Origin of the sequence: Corynebacterium striatum, from assembly GCF_016728105.1 — a bacterium.
GTDB classification, from domain to species: Bacteria; Actinomycetota; Actinomycetes; order Mycobacteriales; family Mycobacteriaceae; genus Corynebacterium; species Corynebacterium striatum.
Map to the genome: position 1 here is coordinate 1,214,246 of NZ_CP068158.1, position 23,076 is coordinate 1,237,321.

The 23,076-nt window shown below is 57.0% G+C and carries 20 protein-coding genes, 1 tRNA gene and 2 pseudogenes; 11 read left to right on the top strand and 12 right to left on the bottom strand.

Annotated features, from left to right (window positions below; genetic code table 11):
* Nucleotides 1–4: 4 nt before the first annotated feature.
* From I6I72_RS05675 to I6I72_RS13670, 3 genes are all read right to left on the bottom strand, one after another.
* The gene (locus I6I72_RS05675; protein ID WP_049146086.1) at nt 5–1,162 is read right to left on the bottom strand and encodes an N-acetylglucosamine-6-phosphate deacetylase; all 1,158 of its coding nucleotides are present in this window, start codon (nt 1,160–1,162) and stop codon (nt 5–7) included.
* Between the two features lie 177 nt (nt 1,163–1,339).
* The gene (locus tag I6I72_RS05680; protein ID WP_235590987.1) at nt 1,340–2,023 is read right to left on the bottom strand and encodes an alpha/beta hydrolase family protein; all 684 of its coding nucleotides are present in this window, start codon (nt 2,021–2,023) and stop codon (nt 1,340–1,342) included.
* The gene (locus I6I72_RS13670; RefSeq protein WP_235590986.1) at nt 2,002–2,217 is read right to left on the bottom strand and encodes a hypothetical protein; all 216 of its coding nucleotides are present in this window, start codon (nt 2,215–2,217) and stop codon (nt 2,002–2,004) included. Before I6I72_RS13670 ends, I6I72_RS05680 begins: the two co-directional genes overlap by 22 nt.
* A gap of 336 nt (nt 2,218–2,553) precedes the next feature.
* Here I6I72_RS13670 and I6I72_RS05685 point away from each other — a divergent pair, with 336 nt between their 5' ends.
* From I6I72_RS05685 to I6I72_RS05695, 3 genes are all read left to right on the top strand, one after another.
* Nucleotides 2,554–3,702 (top strand): MFS transporter, encoded by a 1,149-nt coding sequence (locus I6I72_RS05685; RefSeq protein ID WP_236592677.1) that lies wholly within the window; start codon nt 2,554–2,556, stop codon nt 3,700–3,702.
* A 136-nt stretch (nt 3,703–3,838) separates the two neighbouring features.
* Nucleotides 3,839–4,420, top strand: a complete 582-nt coding sequence (locus I6I72_RS05690; protein ID WP_080986250.1) for a hypothetical protein — start codon at nt 3,839–3,841, stop codon at nt 4,418–4,420.
* A gap of 818 nt (nt 4,421–5,238) precedes the next feature.
* On the top strand, nt 5,239–5,796 hold the full coding sequence (locus tag I6I72_RS05695) for a DUF4442 domain-containing protein (protein WP_236592678.1): 558 nt from the start codon (nt 5,239–5,241) through the stop codon (nt 5,794–5,796).
* A gap of 146 nt (nt 5,797–5,942) precedes the next feature.
* On the opposite strand, the gene I6I72_RS05700 is transcribed toward I6I72_RS05695, so the two are convergent.
* A complete protein-coding gene (locus I6I72_RS05700; protein WP_070433096.1) occupies nt 5,943–6,959 on the bottom strand; it encodes a DUF3644 domain-containing protein in 1,017 nt (338 codons plus the stop codon).
* Nucleotides 6,960–7,413: 454 nt separating this feature from the next.
* On the opposite strand from I6I72_RS05700, the gene I6I72_RS05705 reads away from it, so the two are divergent.
* Genes I6I72_RS05705 through I6I72_RS05715 form a run of 3 tightly spaced genes read left to right on the top strand, consistent with a single transcriptional unit; the run spans nt 7,414 to nt 8,898 of the window.
* A complete protein-coding gene (locus I6I72_RS05705) occupies nt 7,414–7,620 on the top strand; it encodes a type II toxin-antitoxin system Phd/YefM family antitoxin (RefSeq protein ID WP_049146082.1) in 207 nt (68 codons plus the stop codon).
* A gap of 24 nt (nt 7,621–7,644) precedes the next feature.
* Nucleotides 7,645–8,613 carry a type I restriction-modification system subunit M gene (locus tag I6I72_RS05710; RefSeq protein ID WP_049146080.1) on the top strand — a complete coding sequence of 323 codons (969 nt, stop codon included), beginning with the start codon at nt 7,645–7,647 and terminating at the stop codon, nt 8,611–8,613.
* A 27-nt stretch (nt 8,614–8,640) separates the two neighbouring features.
* Nucleotides 8,641–8,898, top strand: a complete 258-nt coding sequence (locus tag I6I72_RS05715) for a hypothetical protein (protein WP_049146078.1) — start codon at nt 8,641–8,643, stop codon at nt 8,896–8,898.
* Between the two features lie 204 nt (nt 8,899–9,102).
* Here I6I72_RS05715 and I6I72_RS05720 read toward each other — a convergent pair.
* Nucleotides 9,103–10,329: pseudogene (locus I6I72_RS05720) on the bottom strand (IS3 family transposase).
* 134 nt (nt 10,330–10,463) lie between these two features.
* Between I6I72_RS05720 and I6I72_RS05725 the strand changes: the two are divergent.
* Nucleotides 10,464–11,522: pseudogene (locus I6I72_RS05725) on the top strand (recombinase family protein); the annotation flags it as partial.
* A 44-nt stretch (nt 11,523–11,566) separates the two neighbouring features.
* Here I6I72_RS05725 and I6I72_RS05730 read toward each other — a convergent pair.
* Nucleotides 11,567–12,759, bottom strand: a protein-coding gene (locus I6I72_RS05730) for an IS3 family transposase (protein ID WP_370633393.1) whose coding sequence is annotated in 2 segments (ribosomal slippage) — nt 11,567–12,477 and nt 12,477–12,759 — 1,194 coding nt in all. Because the reading frame shifts where the segments join, the coding sequence is not laid out codon by codon here.
* Between the two features lie 99 nt (nt 12,760–12,858).
* Between I6I72_RS05730 and I6I72_RS05735 the strand changes: the two genes are divergently transcribed.
* Entirely contained in the window at nt 12,859–13,365 is a 507-nt protein-coding gene (locus I6I72_RS05735; protein WP_051879572.1) for a hypothetical protein, read from the top strand.
* Here I6I72_RS05735 and I6I72_RS05740 read toward each other — a convergent pair.
* From I6I72_RS05740 to I6I72_RS05750, 3 genes are all read right to left on the bottom strand, one after another.
* Nucleotides 13,334–13,852: a ClbS/DfsB family four-helix bundle protein gene (locus I6I72_RS05740; RefSeq protein ID WP_011273047.1), complete on the bottom strand. Its 519-nt coding sequence runs from the start codon at nt 13,850–13,852 to the stop codon at nt 13,334–13,336. The genes I6I72_RS05735 and I6I72_RS05740 overlap by 32 nt on opposite strands.
* Nucleotides 13,853–14,042: 190 nt before the next feature.
* A tRNA-Thr gene (locus I6I72_RS05745) sits at nt 14,043–14,118 on the bottom strand.
* A 102-nt stretch (nt 14,119–14,220) separates the two neighbouring features.
* The gene (locus I6I72_RS05750; RefSeq protein WP_080986266.1) at nt 14,221–15,468 is read right to left on the bottom strand and encodes a DNA polymerase III subunit delta'; all 1,248 of its coding nucleotides are present in this window, start codon (nt 15,466–15,468) and stop codon (nt 14,221–14,223) included.
* On the opposite strand from I6I72_RS05750, the gene I6I72_RS05755 reads away from it, so the two are divergent.
* Nucleotides 15,467–16,999, top strand: a complete 1,533-nt coding sequence (locus tag I6I72_RS05755; RefSeq protein ID WP_049147246.1) for an adenylate/guanylate cyclase domain-containing protein — start codon at nt 15,467–15,469, stop codon at nt 16,997–16,999. The genes I6I72_RS05750 and I6I72_RS05755 overlap by 2 nt on opposite strands.
* Nucleotides 17,000–17,059: 60 nt before the next feature.
* Entirely contained in the window at nt 17,060–18,328 is a 1,269-nt protein-coding gene (locus tag I6I72_RS05760; RefSeq protein ID WP_235590984.1) for a DUF418 domain-containing protein, read from the top strand.
* Here the strand turns inward: I6I72_RS05760 and I6I72_RS05765 are convergent.
* A complete protein-coding gene (locus tag I6I72_RS05765; RefSeq protein WP_049147250.1) occupies nt 18,276–18,935 on the bottom strand; it encodes a hypothetical protein in 660 nt (219 codons plus the stop codon). The two genes, I6I72_RS05760 and I6I72_RS05765, sit on opposite strands and share 53 nt — an antisense overlap.
* A gap of 2 nt (nt 18,936–18,937) precedes the next feature.
* Nucleotides 18,938–21,898: a type I DNA topoisomerase gene (gene topA, locus I6I72_RS05770; RefSeq protein WP_049147252.1), complete on the bottom strand. Its 2,961-nt coding sequence runs from the start codon at nt 21,896–21,898 to the stop codon at nt 18,938–18,940.
* A gap of 279 nt (nt 21,899–22,177) precedes the next feature.
* Between topA and I6I72_RS05775 the strand changes: the two genes are divergently transcribed.
* Nucleotides 22,178–22,807, top strand: a complete 630-nt coding sequence (locus I6I72_RS05775) for a DedA family protein (RefSeq protein WP_049147268.1) — start codon at nt 22,178–22,180, stop codon at nt 22,805–22,807.
* Nucleotides 22,808–22,843: 36 nt separating this feature from the next.
* On the opposite strand, the gene I6I72_RS05780 is transcribed toward I6I72_RS05775, so the two are convergent.
* Nucleotides 22,844–23,047 carry a cold-shock protein gene (locus I6I72_RS05780; RefSeq protein ID WP_005531231.1) on the bottom strand — a complete coding sequence of 68 codons (204 nt, stop codon included), beginning with the start codon at nt 23,045–23,047 and terminating at the stop codon, nt 22,844–22,846.
* Nucleotides 23,048–23,076: the final 29 nt, after the last annotated feature.

Consider the following 23,076-nt stretch of genomic DNA (forward strand, 5'->3'; position numbering starts at 1 on the left):
GTGTTTAAGAGAGTGGGATGTCCGCGCCGTCGACGATGACGCGCACCGGTTGGTAGTGAGAGTTAAGGCCAACCAGGTTGGCGCGCGCGCCAACCGCGATGCGGCCTAGATTCGTCTCCCCCAACACGTCGGCTGCCGTGGTGGAGGTAAAACGCACCGCCTCGCCCAGACCATGGCGCTCGGCGAAGCTGGCGAATTGCTGGGACAATGTAGAGGTGCCGCCCGCGATAGCACCGCTGGGCACGCGCGCGACTCCCCCGCTCACGGTGACAGGCAGCGAACCCAGCTCATAGTCACCGTCGGCCATGCCGGCCGCCGCCATGGCATCAGTGATGGCGAAGGCGCGGTGACTGTGAGCCATGTCCACGGCGCCGTCAACAAGATGCACACCATCTGCGATGAGCTCGACGGACACATCCCCCGCCTTCGCTGCGGTGAGCAAAGCCGCTACCGGGCCCGGCGCGCGGTGGTGAATAGAAGGCATGCCATTAAAGAGGTGCGTTCCAGTCACGGTCAGGCCGAGCTCCTTAGCCTTGGCGATAACGCTCAGCGTGGTGTCATAATCGGCCTCGGTGTGGCCCAGGCTGGCGATGATGCCATGCTCCGCGCAGACGTCGAGCAGCTTGTCGACGTTCTCCGTTTCCGGCGCGAAGGTAATCGAACGCAGGTGGCCGCGGGCCGCGGCGATGACCGCGCGGAAGAAGTCCGGGTCACCGGGCACGATGCGCGATGGGTCCTGTGCGCCGCATTTGGCCGCAGCGATGAAGGGGCCCTCCATGTGGATTCCGGCGATCTCGCCTTCTTCAGCCAGCTGGGCTAAAAGCTCCGCCCGGGCGCAGAGTTCTTCTTGCGTGCCGGAGACCAAGCTGGCCAGCAGTGTCGTTGTGCCGTGCGCGCGGTGGAAGCGGGCGGCGGCTAGGCACTGCTCGTAGTCGCCGTTGGGGAATCCCCCGCCGTTGCCGCCGTGGTTGTGTAGGTCCACGAAGCCGGGCACCCACAGCAACGCATCCGAGTCCCCGGCGCGCCAGGCAGCCTCGGCTTGGGGGACGTCGCCAAGCACTATGCCCTCAATACTCTCCCCGAACGTGACGGCCCCAGCGCGCAGCTCGAAGTTTTCATCAATATAGAGGCCCTCGACGTGGCCTTTCTCCTTTGTCTGCATGGTTCATTCGGTCCCGCTTGTACGGGCTGACGTGGCGCAGCCCGGTTGACAATTCACTTGAGATTTATCAGGGCTACCAATTTTTGTGAACCACACTTCCTCCGAAGGGGGTGTGTGAGCGCAGATGGCTTTTAGCGCGTTAGGTGCACCGCGCGGAATGTCGAAAGGCCCGGCGAGCTACCAGCCGCGGGTGACCACTCGGTCCCAAAGCGCGTTGCTCGCTAGCTCACCGGCGCCCGCTGGTGAGGTGCCAACGAACACATCTCTCGCATCAGGATCATCAGCAAGAATGTAGCGGAACCACGCGGTGGCGTAACTGTCCCCGAACTCTAGAACGTCCTTGTGGTCCGCGCCCAGGCGGCGGGCAATGATTGCCGGACCACCAGCTGATTCAAAGTTCTCCTGCAAGTCTGACCACGGACTAACAAGCCAGCGGTCCGAACGGCCATCGCTCGTCATCAGGAATAGCGGTTCCTCTACGTCAGCCGTGTTGTAGTCCCAGTCATTGGACTGTGCCACTTTGTGGGAGGCCGGGCTCGCCGCATACACAGCTGCTACCTCCGTGTGGGCCGCAGCGTTGATGGCACCCGCACCACCCTGTGAGTGGCCAAAAATACCGACTCGTGATCGGTCCGCACGAGAATCCAGTTCCGGCAAGCGCTCAATCAAGTGCACGACATTCTCTCCTGTACCTGTGTGGGGAGTCTCATCGCCGACAACCACGAAGCCCCAACTAGCCAGGTGCTCCGCCACGGGCAGGTAGCTGCTCAGCGGCGTGTTCGTGCCATTAGCCATGACCGCCGCCGGAAACGGTCCCGCGCCTGTCGGTGCCGCGATGGTCACGTCGCCATCACGCCGCACGTCGACCTCGTGCGGCCCTCGCCCGCAAACGACGCTTCCAGCGGGCCACCTGTCTCAGCGCTATATCCGGCAGCCACGCCGTCATCACCGGTCACGCTGTCTGCGTCCACCCACTGCATGAATCCCACAAACCCTACAAACGCCACCACAATCACGGCCACCACGGCAATCATGCCAACCACAAGCTTTTTCATGCTCTGTATTGTGTTTCGCACGAGAGCGAAGGTCACTAGCGCTAGCACTACTTTTTCCTGTACACAGTGCAAGAGCTGCCTCCGCTACGCCCTTGAAATGAGAGACTCACATCATTACCTTGTTGTATGTAATCGTCATCACATATGGGAGAAATAATGCTTACCTCCGAAACGCTTTCCGAAGTAGTCACAGTAGGAGGTTCAGGTCCGTTCAGCGGCCAGGGCAACGAAACAGTTGCAGCCTAAATGCATCCCCCTAGAAACAGTGGTGACGAAGGACTTTCATCTATCTACACCTTGACCGCCACATATTTTTTATTGTCAGTGTGCGGGTCAATGACCAGCCTCTCGATTTCACTCCACTTCGCCGAACTCAACAAAGGCGAACTGTTGGTGGCAAGCATCTTCATCTCGGGTACTTGCGCTCAAGTTTTTGCAGTCCCCTTTCTGGCCCCACTCTTCAACAAATTCAACAGCTATCACATTGCGCTTGCTGCACTCTTCTTAGATCTTCTGGGCCTGTTATCAATGGCAGCCTATCCAGAGCCATTGATCCTCATTGTCGGAAATCTCGTCACCGCATGCTTAAGCGGACTGTCAATTCCATCCATTTTCACCATCGCTGACTCTCAGGTCGGCGAAGGACAGCAGGCGAAAGCCTTCTCCCTCTTGGACACAGCCCGACTGGGCAGTGGATTCCTTGGACCACCTCTAGGTGGATTACTACTGGACCAAAGAAACCTGCAGACAGCGCTCTTCGTTGAAGCTTGCGCCGTTGGAGTCTCGCTACTTGCTTTTTATTTCCTTTATAAATCCTCGCCCCCGAAAACACTGCTTCATTCAGAAACCAAAGATTCTTCACCGAGTTTTCTCCAGAAGGTCCTCGAAGCACCTTCCCTTTTGCTGAAGAATAGAAGCGCTCGGTCCGCGTTAACCAGCATTTGGGGAGCAATTATCTGCACCTCGGTTTTCAACGTTTCGCTTGTCTTCTATGCGACACAGACCCTCCACGTCAGCGGTACGTTATATGCCATCATTGCCCAAGCATTTATCGTGGGCCGCATCTTTGGCGCACGGCTTTCAGCTCGCCTTCACTCACAGAACGCTGGGAAAGTCCTGGCCGGGGCAGGATTCGCTATGGGGTGTTTCATAGCTTTACCTGGACTATTTCCCTCATTGTGGCTCTGCATCCCATGTTTCCTCCTGGGCGGAGTCTGCAATGCTGCTCAGGTGGCCGCACTACGCATAATCGTTGTCGGATCCGTACCTGATGAAGTGAAACCCAAAGCCCTTTCTACGATGGGTTCAATTAACAGCTCCGCAATGCTTATTGGATACATCATCGGGGCACCTGTTGTAAGTGCCATCGGCCCAGCTGCGGCCCTTGTCGTATCAGGGTTTGGCACCTCTATCCTCACTCTGGGGCCAATTCTGAAGACCACCATGTACGGTGCCTCCGGTGACCAAGACTACGACAACAAATAGCATTCAATTCTGTAGTAAATCTACTGTCAGATGCGAGTTTTTGGTACCGGTGTTCTGGGGACTCGGTACTGCCGTGTTCCGGGTAGTTGGTACCGGGCCGAGGGGTGCGTCGGCCCGGACGGGCTACAATTTCAGGGTGGAATCACAGCTAGTCGCCTACATCGATGAGTCCTCCGCCCTTAGACCCCCAGACCGGCAGGAGTACATGGTGTGTGCAGCCATCATCGACACTCAAGACTTGGAAAAAATACGCGAGGAGCTGCGTCCACTACGACTTCCTGGCCAGGTCAAACTTCACTGGACCGACGAACGTAATAGCCGACGCCGAAAAATCGTGGACACCCTTTCTGAGATCGACTCCATGCAAGCGATCATCACCCACCAGAGTGAAGTGAGCAAGAAGACGGAGAGGCACCGCAGGAAATGCTTGGAGCAGATGTACTTCGAGCTCTCCGAGATGCACGTCCACAACGTCACTTTGGAAAGCCGGCAAGAAGCACAAAACAGGCGAGACGTCGCCCATATAGTTGCCCTGCAGGGCCAAGGACAAAGTGCTGGTATCCGACTGCGACACGTACGCGGTGGCGATGATCCCCTGCTCTGGATTCCAGATGCCGTTCTGGGAGCACTGAACTCCGTCCATCTAGGGGAAGAGCAGTACTGGGAGAAGCTGCACGAGAAAGTGGTCCTCAACCGTCCCACCCCGGATTCCCTCTAGAGGCAGGCGAAGACCCTGAGTCCAGTCGTCCGGCTGGGATCCCAGGGTCTTCTTCCGATCCTGTCGTAACAGGTGGCAATAACACTAGGGTAGCACCATTTGGCACCATTTAGCACCATTTGACACCATTTGGCACCATTTGGCACCGATAGGCCCCGTCCGTTTCCTTAGCTGGATCGGCGGCCTCATCCTGGTTTCCTGACCAAATCCACATCGACCAAGCCGAACGCAGCGGGCTAAATATCACTCTGCTCAATACCCCTAGACGTTGACGCCGACATGCCCCGCCGAGATACAGCAGGTCATAGGACAAAGACCTCTTACTCCGGCCATCACTGAATCGATCATCAAACCACCCCGGCGGGAGCTGACGGAAAATCTCTGAAGTCAAACCCTCATCAGAGATGACTTTCTTTGCACGGGATACTTCCCGTCGTGAACACCCCAATGCGTGTGTGATCTGCGCCTAGCTAGCACCATCAAGGCACATCGCAATGATCTGCTTGAAGTTGACCACAAGGACCAGCTCCTTCCAAGTAGAAGTTGACGCAACACCAGCGGATTGTGGTGTCGCCAACATCAACTATGAAAGAAAACCCCTTGTAGTACCGGATACACGGAACACCGGTACCAACTGCGCGGACTCGCGGTACCAACTACCCCAAATCGACATCTACTTCGCCAGTTATCTGGAGATATAGCCAAATGTCACCATGGCAAACGGCACGCTACGGACCGAAACTATCCCCTATCCCGTAACGGTAGAGTTGGCGCCATTTAGCCCACCTGTCCCCCACAACTCATACGGAGCTTTCCTCATGGCCCGCTTTTCTGCACGCCAGCTCAAGCGCTTCATGGGATTCTGGCCGCCCTTCTTGGGCGCTGGCATCAAGATCCAAGAATTTGCTGATGACGGCACTCGCGTCGTTGTCAGCCACAGGCCAAACATGCTGACCAAGAACGCCATGGGTGTTGCCTTCGGTGGCACGCTCTCCGCCATGACGGACCCGTTCTTCATGCTTGCGTCCATGCATCGACTGGGCAAGGAGTACCGCATCTGGGATGCCGCTGGTGAGATTAAGTACCTGAAACCCGGCCGCGGCACGGTCACCGCCGATATGCGTATCCCCGAGGAGACTTACGCGCTCATCGAAGAAAAGACGGCCAACGGTGAGAAGTATTTGCATTGGTTCGACGTGGACATCATCGATGAGGAAGGCGATGTCGTCGCTCATGTGCGCCGCCAAGTCTATTACCGGCGCAAGCAGAAACAAGCTGCACTTGGCCACAGACGCTGGCTAGTGACGCTTGGACTACTGAGGGTGCTTCCCGAAATTCTTGTGCTGTGTTTATCTAGTGCTTTGAGGCCATTTTGAGCACACCGGGAAAAATTGTGTTGTAGAAAGCCTCACGCCCAACTATTCTTGCGGGTACAGCGCCAACCCAAGAAGGATAAAGCTGGGTTCCCGAATGGGAGTAGGGCTTCGGCCTGAGAATTCCTTTGCTCCGAGGGTTGGCGTTTTTACTTTGCTTTCGCCTTGGCCTGCAAAGCATCAATACACGTCCCTGGCTCTTTTTCGAGTTGTGCAACGATAAACTCGATTGCTCGCTGAGAGTATGTCCAGGATGAATTGGGTTCTCCAGCGGTGCTGCGATCGTGTGCGTACCTGGCATCCTCTCTAAATTGGAATACCTTATTGAAGAGATTGAAGTGCCACCGGTTGAATAACTTTTCCTCGCCTCGGAAGTAAATAGTGGTTTTCGACTTCCTTAACCGGTTTCGCACCTCTTTTACTGCATTACCAACTGTGTAAGGGTAATAGGAAGCAGCATCTCGGATGTCTTTAACGATGGTGACGCCGGCTTCCGCGTCTTTGTCGACATAGACGTTAAGGTCGGCATCCTTCGCCTTCTTGACGATGCGCAGGTTTGTCTCGTAGATGACGGCAGCAGCACCTCCTTCTCCGGTTCCTGCCGCGTCGGCGGCTAGCTGCCTCATCTTAAGAAGCTTCTCTGCGACATGAGGCTCGTACTTCGTCCGAATCACGTCAGGGTCAATTGCACCGCGGCGCACGGCCAACGTCAAGTGATTCTCCGGTATTAAATCACTAACGGATTCACCATGAAGATCGAGGAGCTTATCTGCATAATTCATGACAGACTTTTGCAGGAACGGTCCGATGAAAATCTCATACTCATCAGTGATGAAGTGAGTATTGACATTGCGGAAGCGAATGATTTCCGCCATGTTGATGCGCAGGGGATCTTTATCATTCGTAAAAATCTTCTTGAGACAGTCTGCTAGAGCAATTGTCTTTCCAGATTCGTCCGAGTAATAGATCGACTCGATTCCCCGCTCTCGGATCAGGTACGCCTTGAGCATTAGTTCCCATGCGTTGCAGAGAAAAATTGAACAGGTCTCCACGTGGTATTTCAACGTTGGCCTGTTGTACAGCTCCACTGCAAGAGCAAAAGCTTCCTTGCTCTTTTCTAGGAGCCGCTCAATAATCTCTTCCTGTCCCTTATCCACAGGAACCATTCTAACTTCTGCCCCGAGTCATCTCTTCGGCGTTCTCAGCCTGTTCCCTGCCTACGCTCGGTAATAGCACGGACGATCCGGAAGTCAGTGATGATAGGAAAATACCCCAGCTGAAACACTGTTCTAGCTGGGGCTTAATGGAGACTAAGACGTCGGATTTGATAAGTGCGGCGTGAGAGCAAGAACTCTTGTTGAGCAGGGGTTTCGTGATTCTGAAGTAATTTCATTCGCTACAGGGCGCGGTTTCTTGCTGTTGTGAGGTGGTTCTCTAACCGCACTCAAGGTGAGTGCTGGTGTTCAGGGGGTGTGGTTTGCGTTTTCCGTTAGCGGGTATCGACTAAGGGGGGCGTTGTTCTTTCCACGGTCCTCTTTGTTAGCGTAGAATAGTGAAGATGGTAATGACTTTTAGGGTCGCTAACTTAACTACCTGCTCAGTTAGGTGAGGGAGGCGTGAATGGAAGCGGAACCTGAGAAGACGACGATGGATTTTTATAATATGTCGGATTTTCTGCGTGGTCAGTCATCGAAGATCATCACGAAGCTGTCCGAGGAAGATGAGGCGGCTTTCGTGTTGAAGAATGGCAGGCCCATGGCGGTGTTGATATCGATTGACCGGTATGAGCGGTTGATGAAGGCCGGCATAGACATCACTGATTACTAAATTGTTTTCTACGAGGGATTTTGGATGGCAGTGAAAAAGACAGAGCTTTACTCGTTGCTGTGGGAAGCAGCTAATAAGCTTCGTGGAGGTGTGGAGCCTGCACGCTACAAGGACTATGTGCTCACCTTGCTGTTTTTCAAGTACGTATCCGACCGCTACAAGGGGCAACGCTTCGGCGACTTCACCATCAGCGAGGGAGCGTCTTTTGATGACCTGTCCAAAGCCAAAGGCAAGAAAGACGTTGGTGAGCGCGTCGATAAAATCCTCTCCTCGTTCTTAGAAGAAAACCGCCTTCAGGGCTCACTACCCGAGGTGTCGTTCAACAATGAGGACGAGCTAGGGCGCGGCAAGGAACTCATCGACAAGGTCTCCGGGCTGATCCGAATCTTCGAAAACCCTGCCATCGATTTCAAATCGAACCGCGCTAGCGGCGATGACATCATCGGGGATGCCTACGAGTATTTCATGATGAAGTTCGCCCAAGAATCCGGCAAGAGTAAGGGCCAGTTTTATACCCCGTCCGAGGTTTCTCGCACCATGGCCCGCCTGCTAGGTATCAGCCGCATTGACGGAAACTCAAAGCGGTCTTGGACGCTGTACGATCCTGCGTGTGGCAGTGGTTCCCTGTTAATCCGCGCTGCCGACGAAGCTCCGGTTAACGAGTACGGCGAGTCTGTGGTGACTATCTTCGGTCAGGAGAAAGATAAATCCACGGCAGGTCTAGCGAAGATGAACTTAGTTCTCCACCAGCAAAACACTGGAGACATTAAGACTAATTCGACTCTATCTAGCCCGCAGTACAAGGATGGCTACGGGCAGCTTCAGAAGTTTGATTTTATCGTGATGAATCCACCATTCTCCGATAAATCTGTTATGTCCATAGGGTTTTTGGACATGGAGTCCGGTGTCTTCTTGGACACGGAATCCATGGTGTTTGTGGACACTTCTAGCGGTTTATGGTTGTTGCCTGCGTTTGGGCCGGGGTTTGGATAGTTTCGGGTTCATCCGGGGTGGTTGGCGATGTTTCATTCCTTCAACGAGGTTGATGTTGATCTGGCCACCTGGCGGCCTGTGACTCAACGTGATCGGCAGTGGCACGCTGAAGAGGAATTCACCGTCATGGGCTGTGTAGAACTCCGCAACGTTATCGGCTGTGACTGTGGAGTAGAGCCTGCGGTTTTTAAACCTCAGACCGATGTAGAGACCGAAGCCGCACACGCGTACAACGCCATCTTTGTTCACACAGAGTTGGTCTGGGATGCCCCAGTGGTTTGTTGATTGTGTCGTCGATGCCGTTAGTGTTGGGGTATCGGTGGGAGGTATGCCTTGCAAAGCTGCCATGTCATCGGTGTTGGCCTCGTGTGAAGTTGCCGCTTCCGCGGGGCCGTTGAGCTTTTCGGATACTGCTTGTGGGTTGTGTGCCTGGTTGTAGGCGACTACGCGTTGCCAGACTGAAGCGTCCTGGGTTTAGTTCCGCTTCTTTTACGGCCCTGTGTTGATGGGCTGGGTGAGATAGTACTCGGTTTCTACTTCCTGTGGGGTGGCGTAGTCCAATGCTTCGTGAAGTCGCTTAGTGTTCCACCAATGCACCCACCGCAAGGTGGCCAGTTCGACTTCTCCGACCGACGTCCACGGGCCCTGGGCATGAATCAGTTCCGCCTTGTAGAGACCGTTGACTGTTTCGGCTAGAGCATTGTCATAAGAATCGCCGATTGTTCCCACACTCGGGCGGATTCCTGACTCAGCTAGCGCGGTGGAATACTTCAGTGACACGTACTGGCTGCCCCGATCGCTGTGGTGAATTAGTTGGTTTCCATGGATTCGTCCTGCAGTCGTTAACGCATGCTCCAAAGCTTCCATGGGCAGCGCATCGGTGCGCATTGTCGAGCGTGTAGCAACACCAACAATTTTTCGGCTGAAGACATCCACGACAAACGCGGTGTAGGCGAATGCTGACAGGGTGCGAACGTAGGTAATGTCGGCAACCCAAAGCCTGCCTGGTGCCTGCGCACGGAAGTTTCGGCGGACAAGGTCTGGGCGATGATCCGGTGTCTTCGGGTTAATTGTTGTTACCGGGGTTCGCCCACGTCGGCGGCCGGAAACACCTGCTAGCTTCATCAGGCGTGCAGTCTTGTCGCGGCCGATATGAAAGCCTTCACGGTTCATCGCGTGCCACATTTTGCGGATTCCGTAGACCGAGAAATTCTCCGCGTGAACACGCTGTATTTCTGGGATGAGCAGGTTATCGCTTAAGGCTCTTGCGCTGGGAACACGTGTGGTAGCTTTGCGGTAGCCGCGTGAAGTAATGAATCCACGATCTGCTTGTTTAAGGACTCGACAGATGGCCTCGACCCCAAACTGATCTTTATACGTGTCGATGTAGGAGATCATTTGGTCGTGGGTCGGTCGAGTTCCGCTGCGAAAAAAGCCGAAGCTGTCTTAAGAATCCCGTTTGCTCGTTTCAGTTCGCGGTTTTCGCGGCGCAGACGCCCCAAGCTCTTCTTCCATTGTTTCGCCGCCTGAAGCGTCAGAATTATCGCGTACTGAAGCGCTGTCACGGTACCAAGCCCGCAACGTGTGGTGAGATACTCCAAGGAGCTCGCCGACCTCCGTGTAGGCGCGTTGGAGTGAGCAAGATTCCAGGCGGACCATTTCGATGATCTGATGGACCGCCTTGTCCTTGAACTCGACGGAATACTTTCTAGGCATAGTTCAATCCTTCCTTAGCTGAGGTAGGAACTAAACCCAGGACGCTTCACGGTCATGAAAGACAAGTTAATCTTCACCCATGACGATCAGCGCCAGACAGTCATTGCGCTGGCCCAGCTGGAAGGAGAATAACAGTGGCTACGGTTACCGCGATACCAGCAACCAAGACACGCATCCACGACAGCGCGCTTTCAGGTTTTAGCTCCAAACGCCGGGTGGCAGCCTACGCAAGGGTGTCCACCGATATGGAAGAACAAGCCACCAGCTATCAAGCCCAAATCGATTACTACACCGTCCACATCCAATCGCGTGCTGATTGGGTGTTTGCTGGCATGTATGCCGACGAAGGCATTAGCGGTACTTCTACCAAACACCGTGAGGGCTTCCAAGCCATGATCGCCGACGCGTTAGCCGGGAAAATTGATCTGATCCTCACCAAGAGTGTCTCGCGGTTTGCTCGTAACACCGTCGACTCCCTGACCACCGTCCGACAGCTAAAAGAAGCCGGTGTGGAGGTGTATTTCGAGAAAGAAAGCATCTGGACCCTTGATTCTAAAGGCGAACTACTCATCACCATCATGAGTAGTCTTGCCCAGGAAGAATCTCGCTCCATATCTGAGAACGTCACCTGGGGACATCGCAGACGCTTCGCTGATGGGAAAGTCATGGTGCCCTACTCCTCGCTACTGGGATATAAGAAAGGCGCTGACGGTAACCTCGCTATTGATGAGACTCAAGCCCCGACCGTGCGCTTGATCTACCAGCTGTTTCTAGACGGCTCATCGATCACCGAAATCCGTGCCGAGCTACAGCGTCGCGGTATTTTGACTCCGCGAGGTAAAACCAACTGGTCCACCTCAACCGTGCGCTCCATCTTGACCAATGAGAAATATAAAGGCGACGCCCTGCTCCAGAAAACGTTCACCGCTGACTTCCTAACCAAACGAATCGAAGTAAACGAGGGCGAAGTCCCGCAATACTACGTCACCGGAAACCACGAGCCGATTATTGATGCGCCCGTCTGGGATCAGGTTCAATACGAGTTGGCCACCCGCCACGCAACCAACAGCTCCAAAATCGGCCTATTTGCCAGCCGACTCAAATGCGCAGATTGCGGATCCTGGTACGGACGCAAAACCTGGGCATCCAACACTAAATACAAGCACACGATCTGGCGGTGCAACCAAAAATACGACCATGGGCCTGACCCCCGGAAAGTAGACACGTCGGGGGTTAGCTATGCTGCTTGGGTCAGTGTAGCTGATGTGAGTGCTTCGAAGTCATTGGGGGCTAGAAGGTTGCACCAGGAGTGCCGTCTGCGGGTGTTGTAGCGCATGCACCATCGAAAGACTTCCTGCCGGCAGATAATGGGATTATCAAAGACTTTCCGATCACGTAGCACTTCACGTTTTAAGGTGGCGTTAAATGATTCTGCCAGGGCATTATCGGCACTAGTTCCCACCGCGCCCATGGATTGGCGTACACCAAGTTGGGCGCAGTGGTCCCTAAACGCCTGTGAGGTGTACACACTTCCATGATCAGAATGGAAAATAGCCCCGTCAAGGCTTCCGCGGACTGTGCTGGCATGGGACAAAGCCTCGATGACCAGTGAGACACGCATGTGGTCTGCGAGTGCATAACCTGCAAGTTTTCGTGAATAGGTGTCAATGACCGTGGCCAGGTACATGTTCTTACCGCCCTTACACGGCAGGTAGGTGATGTCGCCTACATAAACACGGTTCGGCTCGTCAGCGGTGAATGTACGGCCTACTAAATCTGGCATGACACGGTGACCAGGCTTGCGCCGGGTGGTGATGCATCGACGCCGTTTGCTAAAGCCTTTTAGCCCCATGGATTTCATGATGCGCGCAACCTTCTTATGGTTGATCGGGCCGAAGTCCGTATCGTCGTTGAGGCTTGCAGCGATGCGTTTAGCACCATAAAGCCCGTTCTCATCATCAAAGATGGCCTTGATTCTTGCACCAATAAGGGCATCGGAACATATCTTTAACCTGCGATTTTCGTGGGTGTTGACCCATTTATAAAACGAGGAGCGATTGAGCTTTAACACATGGCACATCCGCTTGACCGAGTACTCGGTTCGGTGGTCATAGACAAACTGGAAGCGGATCACCAGCGTGTCTCTTCGGCAAAATATTTCGCGGCCTTGCGCAGAATATCGCGTTCTTCGCGCAGCTTCGCGTTCTCTTTTTCTAGCTGGCGGATTCGCTCGGAATCAGTCGTCTCCTTGGCGTTGTCGCGCATGGCCTTCGTGCGGGCACGTTTGCCGGTGCCGTATTGCTGAAGCCAGGAGAAAAGCGAGGAACGATTGACTCCAAGCTCTGCTGAAGCCGCGTGAAGTGAAAGGTCCTCATTGTTTTCATAGAGGGCCACAGCATCACGTTTGAACTGTTCGGAATACCTAGGCATGGTGGTAGATTACCTTTCTTCCCAACCCAACCGGGCTGGATATCAGGTGTCTACCAAACAGGGGTCAGGTCCCATCCCCGTCCCTGCCAGACCGCTACCTTGCGTGATGAGCAAATCCAGACCGCGTTCCTCGCCGCGCTAAACCAGCTGGCTGAACAATATCGCGGACAAAGCCACCTACCACAGGTCATCGACGCCATGTTTAATACAGACCAGCTCGAAGCGGAGTCCAAGCGCCTAGACGAGAAAATCCGCGCTCTTGCCAGCGAGATTGAATCATTGGTTGCAGAAAATCAGCGGGTAGCGCAAGACCAGGACCAATACCTCGCCCGCTACACCCAGCTAGAAGCGCGATACCAGAAAACCCTGGGCCGCAAACAAGCCATCGAGGCCGAGATTGCTGCCAAGAGTGCCAAGGCCACTGCGATCAAAACCGCCTACACCCAGTTGGCCGACAAGCCCATCCAGCATTTTCAACCATCCCAGTGGACAGCGCTTATCGACCATGCCGTTATCGGAGCCAACGAGATCCAGTTCGTCTTCAGAATCGGCACTGAAATCACCGTGCCTATTGCTAGCAGGCTGCCAGTTTCTTCCACTTCCTGATTTTGGTGCGAAACGTCGTAAATGGCGCGACGGTGTTGATATGCACCCATTTCCACACCGGCCACGCCGACGGGGTGGAAGAAGCCCACGCACGCTGACCCGAACTAAACAATTCTGATTCGGTTAGACCGCCCACCATTTTGACTATCTCACCAAGCAGGATCTTGAACCTGTCGATCAAATCCTCAGTAGATACCTGCTCCCAGCGTTGGTAGAACGATTCATACAATCCGCCCAGTTGATTCCACTTAAAACCAGGTGCCGGAGTCACCACGTCAAGACCGGCTTGTTCGTCACGTTCCCAGCCGAGCAGTAATTCCATCCAGCCAAGCTGGTAGGCGATCATCTGCCGGGGCGTGCGGTCAACACCGTCAACCAGCCGGTCCCAACCATCGCCAGGAACGCCTACGAACTCGCCGATAAAAAGTTCGCCACGCTTAGTAATCTCTGCGGCTAGTTCATCGCCGGACGCATACGATCTCACCACACACCTCCTCGTGAAACGGCCTTAGGTTTAACGCTTCGTTAGCGCGTTAAACCCTGAATACGCATTTTACTAGGGCAAACAAGATACCCGCTAACGCAAAACCCAAACCCGCTAACGCAAGCGATTTTTCACACCCCCCTAAGCGATACTCGCTAACGCAAAAGGGTACTTATCAAATCCGACGTCTAAGTGGAGCCGCCTGCGAGAATCGAACTCGCGACCTTCTCATTACGAGTGAGATGCTCTACCGACTGAGCTAAGGCGGCACGATGCAGTGTGTATATGCACCGCCTGAGAGTTTAGCCTAGGCCTGGGCTGATAAAGAAATCGGGCTATCACCTGTAGTGTGCACGCAGCACACGTGCTGGTTAGCGCGCGCCACAGGCCAGGCGCAGGCGGCCCACCATGCCGTCGAAAGCCACCTGCGGGGTGACGTTCTGCGGCAGCTGCTCGCGGCAGGTACGGATGGCGGACTGAGCGGCAAGCAGCCCATCCTCGCTCACGCGTTGGGCAAGTTCGCCCGCCAGGCCGGCGAAGTCCGGGTGGGTCATGTCCACCTCAGCGCCAACTTTGAGCATGAGCGCATCGCGGTAGATACCGGCAAGATCCACAAGGACAATATCGAGGCCGTCGGCGATGCGGCGTTTAGCGCGCTTCTTATGGAGCTCCTCCAGTTCTTTCAGGGCACTGCGGGCGTCGCGCTGCGCCTTGCTTGCTCCCTTACCCTTGGCGCCGATGCCGAAGGACTGCTCAATTTTGGAGCGCTCCGCTTCTTCGGATTCAGCGTGAGAATCCTTGGCGTCCTTCTCAATGAACTTCAGCAGAGCGGTAACGGATTGGAAGGCCTGGGAGCCGTGGAAGACGTCTTCGGCCAGGTTGATGGCCATGGCGCGACGCTTTTGTGCGGCCGCATCCTGTACCAGGTGGCGGGCACGGCCCACGTGCTGCAGGCTCGTGACGGCGGCCAGGCGAGCATCGTGTTCGCTGGCGCCCTCGGCGACGAGCTGTTTGACCACGCCTTCCACGCTGGGCGAAGGAATATATAGGTGGCGGCACCGCGAGCGCAGGGTCTGGGAGAAATCTTGTGGGTCCTCGGAAGGAGCCACCATGACGATGACGGTGCGCTCCGGCGGCTCCTCCACTGTTTTCAGCAAAGCGTTGGCGGCCTCGTTGCGCAGGCGGTCGGCTTTGTTGAAGATAACCACGCGCCACGGCGCCACGCTGGGCAGGCTCGCCGCACGGCCGATGACATCGCGGGCCTCGCCGACAGTGATGAATTGTTCCTTAGGATCGACGAAAACTAGGTCGGTGTGTTTTTGTTGTTCCAATACCGCCCGGCAGGCCGCGCACTGCCCGCAACCGGGGTCCCCGTTTTCGTCTTTGCTCGTGCACATCAACGCCGCCGCAAAGCACAGCGCCGCCAAAGAGCGGCCCGCCCCGGGAGGACCCGTAAGCAGCCAAGAATGACTCATCGCCCGCAGATCCCCCTCACCTCGGGCGGCCCGAGCTGCGGCCAAGATGGTCTGGGCCACTGCTGGGGTATCTGCCAATCGTTGCGCAACGCTTCCGGTATTCACTCGCCCTAGCCTACTGGGATAACTAAAGTAATAAATCATGAACAGACTACTGCGTGGCGCCCGCTGGCTCATGGGCACCCAATGGCCTATGTACGCCACGCTCGTTCTGGGATCCAACATCTTAGGCGCCGTGGCGATCATGACCTTCGTGGTCTTCTTCCTGCCGATGCCGGAGATTAAGGACTTTACTTCCGACGTCCCGCACTTAGCGTTAATCGGCGTCCTCTATGTTTCCTTCGCCGTGCTCATCGGCATTTCGGTAACCCTGTTACTCTTCCGGCCGGTGCTGGACTGGCAGCGCAATCCCGAAGCCCACGATCCAAACATGGTGCGCAACCTGGTGCTGCGCATCCCCATCTACCAAGCCGCAGTGGCCGGCCTGGTGTGGATCATTGGCATCGTCTTGGCCATCATCATCGCCACCCAATCCTCCGGCAGTCTGGGCCTAGTCGTGGGAGTTTCCACGACCTTGGCCGGCCTGTTGGTGGTGTTGCTTACCTACTTGCAGGCAGAACGCCTCGTGCGCCCCGTGGCGGCGCAGGCAGTGGCCCGCCGCTTCGAGGACTCCACTCTGGAGCCGCCGATTAAGTACCGCCTCATCTATACCTGGGTAATGACCTCCGGCATTCCGCTCGTCGGAATCGCACTGGTGCTCGTGGGCCAGCGCACCGGCATGTTCACGGATAACGCCAACGACATCATGCCCGCGGTCATCGCCCTAGCGCTGACCGCCCTGGGAACGGGTTTTACTGGCACCGTCTTCGCGATGATGAGCGTCGTTGACCCCATCGTCGAGCTACAGGATGCAATCAACCGCGTGCGCCGCGGCGAAAATGATGTGCAGGTCGATATTTATGACGGTTCCGAGTTGGGCGTGTTGCAGGCAGGCTTTAATGAAATGATGCGCGGCCTGCGCGAGCGTCAACGCGTGCGCGATATCTTCGGCCGCTACGTCGGCATCGAGGTCGCCCAGCGCGCACTGGAGGAACGCCCCGAGTTGGGCGGCGAGGACCGCAAGGTAGCCGTTCTTTTCATCGACGTCATCGGCTCCACCACCTTCGCGGTCAACCACACCCCAGAGGAGGTCGTCGAAGAGCTCAACAAGTTCTTCGAGCACGTAGTCGAAGTGGTGCACCGCAACAAGGGCATCATCAACAAGTTCCAGGGCGATGCCGCGCTGGCCGTATTCGGCGCTCCGCTTAACGTCTACGACGCTAACTCCATGGCGCTGCAGGCGGCGCGCGAGCTGCGCCAGGAGCTGCGTGGCTTGGAGCTGCAGGCAGGCATCGGCGTCGCGGCGGGTCACGTGGTGGCCGGCCACATCGGCGGCGCGGATCGCTTTGAATACACCGTCATTGGCGATGCAGTAAACGAGGCGGCCCGCTTGACCGAGCTAGCCAAGGACACCCCGGGCCAGGTGCTAACCAACTCCGCCACGCTGCGCGGCGCCAACGAGGCCGAGCAGGCACGTTGGACCATGATGAAGTCCATTGAGCTGCGCGGACGACGCCGCATGACGCGACTGGCACGCCCTATCCGTTCCACGCTTGCTGAGCGTGCGGAACAATAGCGGAGCAACCGCGGCACAGTAACCGAGAACTAATTTCATAAGTTCTGTAACATGCGGCCCATGACTTCCGCAGTGTCTCAGTCTCGACCTCGCATGATCGTGCCCGACGTAGCTCGTGGCATGGCTCTTCTCGGCATCGCCCTAGCCAACGTCTGCACTGGGTGGATTACCACCACCCATCCAGACGGCCAGTATTTCGGCGGCATCGATTCTGGCAACGTGTGGGATAAAGCAACTGTGCTCTTTACCGCGATGTTCGCGCATAACCGCGGTTTGCCGATGTTCTCCACGCTCCTGGGCTTCGGTATCGGGCTTATCACCCTGAGCCTTTGGCGCCGCGGCTTCCCGCTCGGCCAGGCGCGCATGGTCATCATCAAGCGCTACGGCTTCCTGGCCGTTTTCGGCATTATCCACCTGGTGTTTATCTTCTATGGCGACATCATGTTTTTCTACGGCTGCTGTGCTTTGGTCATCAGCATGTTTATTTCCCTGCACGATAAAACTCTCAAGAAGATCGCTTATACCCTGCTGACCATCATTACGGTCCTTGGAATCGGTGCGTTTGTGTTTACGCTTTTGGTTCCGGAATCAGGCATGAATTACGTCCTCTTTTCCGAGCTTCCCCAATCCTATGGGAAGTTGGTGCTGGATGGATTATTGATGCTGTTGGGGCAGGCTGTTAGCGCCGTGCCGTTCATGCTCATGTACGGACCCATCATGTTGGTGGGCTTTACGTGGGCGCGCCAGGGCACGCTTGCCGACGTCGCGTCTCACCGCACCGAGCTGCGCATCTGGGCAGGCATTACAGCAGTGATCATCTTGGGCGTGGGCCTGCCGTGGGGCCTTGCTACTATCGGCGTGCTCCCCGCGGAAGTCGAGGGGGCCTTCTTTCAGCTCAACACCTTCGTCGGCGTGATTACCGGCCCGGGCATCCTGGCGATGCTCGCGCTGGTGCTAGAGAAGGTGCAGACACTGCCTTGGTGGCTGTGGCCATTTAGTGCGCTGGGTAAGCGCTCGATGAGCGGCTACATCATGCAGTCGATCATCTTCTTCGCGGTGATTTTCCCGTTCACCTTGAACATCGGCTCCCAGTTCTATGCCTCCGGCTTGGCCTTGTTGGCGGTGGGCAACTGGCTGCTCACTCTGCTGCTGGCCTGCCTTCTCGAATACTTTGGCAAGCCGGGCCCGTTCGAGTGGCTGCATCGCCGAATTTCTTATGGCAAGACGATGCGGCCAGAACTAAAAAGGCAGCCGCCTAGTGGCATTGAATCACCCGTCAGTGGCGCTCCAGTGCATCAACCAGAAGGAAATGTCCAAGCACGCGGCTAGCGGCCTCGGCGGCGCCCAGCAGGCGGCTATCGCGCAGCGGGTTGACGGGCAGGGTGCGTGCAAGGGTAAGCCCCTCTGAAAAGAGGATGAGGTTGGCGCCGTGGCTCGCTCCCTTCGTGGCGTCTGCACGCAAGGCTGGATCCCCTGCGAGCGCCGAAGTGGCGGCAACAGCCGCACCAGCCACTGCGGTGGCCGCGCGGTAGCGGCCCTTAGAAATGGCAAGGCCGCCAGCCCACGCGCCGATGCGCAGGCCCCAGCCCAGCTTGTCGTTGCGCTGCGCGCGCAAAAGATACAGATAAGCCCCGTGATGCAAGGCAATGGCGGCAATGCCCAGAGCATTCGGTTCGCCGCGCTTGCAGTACTGGCCCACCGAACCGGCAGCAAGGCCACCGCGCAGCACCGGGTTCGCCGTTTGGGTGCAGAGAGTAGCTATTACCGCGGCGTCGAGAAGCCGGGGCTCAAACCCGAAGATGCGTGCCCAAGCGCTGGCCTCCCCGGCGGCTAGAAACCCTAGGCGCGCGGGGTGGCCGGCGGGATCGGTGATTGCGGGATATACCGCCCGCCACAGCGCGGCGGCGCCCTGTTCAGTGCGTTGCAGGAAGTCCATCGCTACTTGCGGCTGCCTGCCTTGACCACGTTCTTAGTGCCTGGCGAAGGCTTCTTCGCCGTCGACTTCTTCGTGGATTTCTTGGTTGCCTTCTTCGTGGATTTCTTAGTCGATTTTTTGGTCGACTTCTTACCAGCCTTCTTGGTGGTCTTCTTCTTACCACCATCCGCGGCTTCCTTGGCACGGCGCTCGGACAACAGCTCGTTGGCACGGGCGTCGGTAAGCGTTGCGGGATCGTCGCCGCGGCGCAGCGAAGCATTCGTGGTGCCATCGGTGACGTACGGGCCAAAGCGGCCATCCTTGACGGACATCGGCTTGCCGGAGACGTCATTGTCACCCAGCTGCTTCAGCGGCGGCTGCGCGGCGGCGCGGCCACGGCGCTTCGGCTCCGCGTAGATGCGGCGCGCCTCGTCCAAGGTGATGGAGAAGATCTGCTCTTCGTTAGCCAGCGAGCGGGAATCACTGCCCTTCTTCAGGTACGGGCCATAGCGGCCGTTCTGTGCGGTGATGACCTCGTTATCGGAAGGATCCACGCCCACCTCACGCGGCAGGGAAAGCAGCTGCAGGGCCTGCTCCAGGGTGACCGAAGAAGGCTCCATGGAGCTAAACAGCGAAGCGGTGCCAGGCTTGAGCTTTTCGTCGATGTACTCGGCGATGCGCTTTTCCTTCTGCTTTTCCGCAGTCTTGGTCTCCCAGTTCTTGGCGCGCTTGCCTTCCTCGGCGCGCTGCTTATCCTCAGCCTCGCGCTCCTGCTTGACCACCTCGAGGGCCTCGGCCTCAGCCTTCTCGCGCTCATCCTCGCGCACCTGCTCGGTGACATACGGGCCGAAGCGGCCTTCCTTGGCCACGACCATGCGCCCGTTAGCAGGGTTCTCACCCAGCTCGCGGCCGCCCTGCGGGGTGGCGAAGAGCTTCTCTGCGAACTCCTCGTTGAGCTCATCCGGGGTGGTGGTCTCAGAAAGGTTGGCGCGCTGGTACTCAGGCGTGCCGTCCTCGTTGGTGCCCACGACGCGCTCGATGTACGGGCCATAGCGGCCCACGCGCACGAAGACGTCGCGGCCTTCCGAGTCGGTGTAAAGCTTCAGCGAGTTGACCTGGCGGGCGTCGATGGCCTCGAGGTTGATGTCGATGAGCGACTTCAGACCGCCGTGGCGGGCAATCGAGTCCGCCTTCTGGTCCTTGGCTGCGGCGTTGCCGAAGTAGAAGCCATTGAGCCAGTCGGTTCCGTTCTCGGTGCCGGCGGCAATGGCATCGAGCTCGTCCTCCATGGAGGAGGTGAAGTCGTAGTCCACCAGCTCGGTGAAGTTGTTTTCCATCAGGCCGATGACCGCGAAGGCAACCCAGGACGGAACCAGGGCGTTGCCGCGGGAAAGCACGTAGCCGCGGTCCTGGATGGTCTTGATGATGGAGGCGTACGTCGACGGGCGGCCGATGCCTAGGTCTTCCATCTTCTTAACCAAGCTGGCCTCGGTGTAGCGAGCCGGCGGGTTGGTGGAGTGGCCGTCTGCTGTCACCTTGGTGGCGGCGAGGTCATCGCCCTCGTCCAGGTGCGGCAGGCGGGACTCGCCGTCGGAATTCTTGGCAGCCACATCTTCGTAAGCCTTGAGGAAGCCCGGGAAGGTGATGGTGCGGCCGGTGGCAGAGAACTCCACGTCCTGAGCGCCCTCGGAGGTGGTGGCGGTGGACGCCACGGTGACCTTCATGGAGGTGCCCTTGGCGTCAGCCATCTGGGAAGCCACGGTGCGCTTCCAGATGAGCTCGTAGAGCTTGAACTCCTCCGCGTCGAGCCTGCCGGAGAGCTCGCCCGGGGTGGCGAACTTCTCGCCGGCTGGGCGGATAGCCTCGTGGGCCTCCTGGGAGTTTTTCACCTTGCGGTCGTAGATGCGCGGCGCCTCAGAGACGTACTCCGAACCAAAAATGGAGCTTGCGGCCCCACGCGCGGCGTTGAGCCCCTGCTTGGACAGCGAGGTCGAGTCGGTACGCATATAGGTGATGTGACCGTTTTCGTAGAGACGCTGCGCGATACGCATGGTGCGCTCGGAGGTGTAGTGCAGGCGACGGCCTGCCTCCTGCTGCAGCGTCGAAGTCATGAACGGCGCATAAGGCTTGCGGGTATATGGCTTGTGCTCGACGCTGGAAACGTCGAAGGTGGCGCCCTGGAGGGCGTCGGCAAGCGCGTGCGCCTGCGCCTGCTTGACGACGACCACCTCATCACCCTTGAGCTGGCCCCTATCGTCGAAGTCACGACCCAAGGCAACGCGCTTGCCGTCGATGGCGGTCAGGCGGGCGTCGAACTCCTCCTTAGCATTGCCCTGCGTCTGCAGGGAAGCGGTCAGGTCCCAATACTCAGCAGAGATGAACGCCATGCGCTCACGCTCGCGCTCGACGATGACGCGGGTAGCAACGGACTGCACGCGGCCGGCGGACAGGCGCGGCATGACCTTCTTCCACAGAACCGGGGACACCTCGTAGCCGTAGAGGCGGTCAAGGATGCGGCGGGTTTCCTGGGCATCGATGAGGTTCTCGTCGAGCTCACGGGTGTTTTCTGCCGCCTCCAAGATGGCGGACTTGGTGATCTCGTTGAAGACCATTCGGCGCACAGGGACCTTGGGCTTGAGAACCTCGAGCAGGTGCCAAGCGATGGCTTCGCCCTCGCGGTCCGGGTCTGTTGCGAGGTAGAGCTGATCGCACTGCTTCAGCTTGGCCTTGAGGTCTGCGACCTTCTTCTTTTTCTCCTGGCTGATGACGTACAGCGGGGTGAAGTTGTCCTCAGGGTTCACGCCGAGGCGGGCCCAGGATTCCTTCTTGTACTTCGCAGGGACGTCAGCAGCGCCGCGTGGAAGATCGCGGATGTGCCCCACGGAGGCTTCAACAATGTATTTGTCGCCTAGGTAGGGCTGGATCTTCTTAGCCTTGGTCGCTGACTCGACGATGACCAGGGTTTTCCCGGCTGCTTCTGCCACTCGACTTCATCCCTTTCGATGACGCGATATCATGTCGCTGTTTCAAACCCTTTTTAGCGCTTCAGGATCGCGCACAATAAAAGGCAATTGAGCAATAGCGTACACAGTTCTTTTTCTCTGTACTTATTAGGGCAGCTGCGCTGCCTTGTTTAAGCGCGGTTATACTGGTCGCTTTACAGCCAGCTGTAGCTTTGGGGGCCACGTTTCCTGACAGCGCCTCAGCACAGGGCACAATAAAAGGCACACTAACACGAACAGCACGCCCGATGGGGAGGAATGATGGTTGCATCCGTCACCGCATGGATCGAAATGGTCATGCTCACCCAATGGGTATACCCGCTGGTGGGAAGCCTAATCTTCCTAGACTGTTTCTTCCCCGTCCTCCCCTCTGAAATCCCACTCAATATGGTGGGTGCTTGGTCCGCGTCGCAGGGGTACCCGCACGTCCCCACTATGTTCTTCGTCGCATTGGTGGCAGCCATTCTGGGCGATAATCTCTGTTTCCTTCTGGGAACCCGCTTAATGGCCTTGGTCAACCGCGTTCAAAAGGGCTCCAAAGCCTACGAGGGCCTAGCGTGGGTCAAGCGCAACATGCGCCGCGGCGGTGGCGCCGCAATCATCATTGCCCGCTTCATTCCCTCAGCGCGACTATTCATGACCATTCTGTTGGGTTCGATGCGCTATCCGTGGCCGCTGTTTTTCTTCTTCGACACCATAGGCGTCTCCATCTGGGCTGCCCAAGCGCTAGCCATTGGCTATGTGGGAGGTATGGCCTTCTCCGATTCGCCGGCGCTCGCGATGGTGGTCAGTATTATCGCCGCAATCATCATCGGCTTTGGCCTACAGAAGGTTCAAAACGCTCTGCTGGAATGGTGGGATACCCACCGCGGATACGCAGAAACCCCCTAGGAAAATCATTCCTAAGGGGTTGCGCGAATTAAAGTTTTAGAGAGCAGTCACGTTCTGTGCCTGCAGGCCCTTCTGCCCCTCAGCTACCTCGAAAGAGACCTTCTGGTTCTCTTCGAGGGTACGGAAGCCGTTGCCCTGAATCTCGGAGTAGTGAACGAAGATGTCGCCGGAGCCATCTTCCATCTCGATAAAGCCGTAGCCCTTTTCTGCGTTGAAGAACTTGACGGTACCTTGTGCCATGGTGTTAAACCTTCTATGTGAGTGTCCAC

Bases quoted from the DNA above. Each gene is read 5' to 3' on its own strand.
- I6I72_RS05675 (WP_049146086.1), bottom strand. From the start codon at position 1,162: ATGCAGACAAAGGAGAAAGGCCACGTCGAGGGCCTCTATATTGATGAA.
- I6I72_RS13670 (WP_235590986.1), bottom strand. From the start codon at position 2,217: ATGAAAAAGCTTGTGGTTGGCATGATTGCCGTGGTGGCCGTGATTGTG.
- I6I72_RS05685 (WP_236592677.1), top strand. From the start codon at position 2,554: ATGACCAGCCTCTCGATTTCACTCCACTTCGCCGAACTCAACAAAGGC.
- I6I72_RS05695 (WP_236592678.1), top strand. From the start codon at position 5,239: ATGGCCCGCTTTTCTGCACGCCAGCTCAAGCGCTTCATGGGATTCTGG.
- I6I72_RS05700 (WP_070433096.1), bottom strand. From the start codon at position 6,959: ATGGTTCCTGTGGATAAGGGACAGGAAGAGATTATTGAGCGGCTCCTA.
- I6I72_RS05705 (WP_049146082.1), top strand. From the start codon at position 7,414: ATGGAAGCGGAACCTGAGAAGACGACGATGGATTTTTATAATATGTCG.
- I6I72_RS05710 (WP_049146080.1), top strand. From the start codon at position 7,645: ATGGCAGTGAAAAAGACAGAGCTTTACTCGTTGCTGTGGGAAGCAGCT.
- I6I72_RS05715 (WP_049146078.1), top strand. From the start codon at position 8,641: ATGTTTCATTCCTTCAACGAGGTTGATGTTGATCTGGCCACCTGGCGG.
- I6I72_RS05755 (WP_049147246.1), top strand. From the start codon at position 15,467: ATGAACAGACTACTGCGTGGCGCCCGCTGGCTCATGGGCACCCAATGG.
- I6I72_RS05750 (WP_080986266.1), bottom strand. From the start codon at position 15,468: ATGATTTATTACTTTAGTTATCCCAGTAGGCTAGGGCGAGTGAATACC.
- I6I72_RS05760 (WP_235590984.1), top strand. From the start codon at position 17,060: ATGACTTCCGCAGTGTCTCAGTCTCGACCTCGCATGATCGTGCCCGAC.
- I6I72_RS05765 (WP_049147250.1), bottom strand. From the start codon at position 18,935: ATGGACTTCCTGCAACGCACTGAACAGGGCGCCGCCGCGCTGTGGCGG.
- I6I72_RS05775 (WP_049147268.1), top strand. From the start codon at position 22,178: ATGGTTGCATCCGTCACCGCATGGATCGAAATGGTCATGCTCACCCAA.
- I6I72_RS05780 (WP_005531231.1), bottom strand. From the start codon at position 23,047: ATGGCACAAGGTACCGTCAAGTTCTTCAACGCAGAAAAGGGCTACGGC.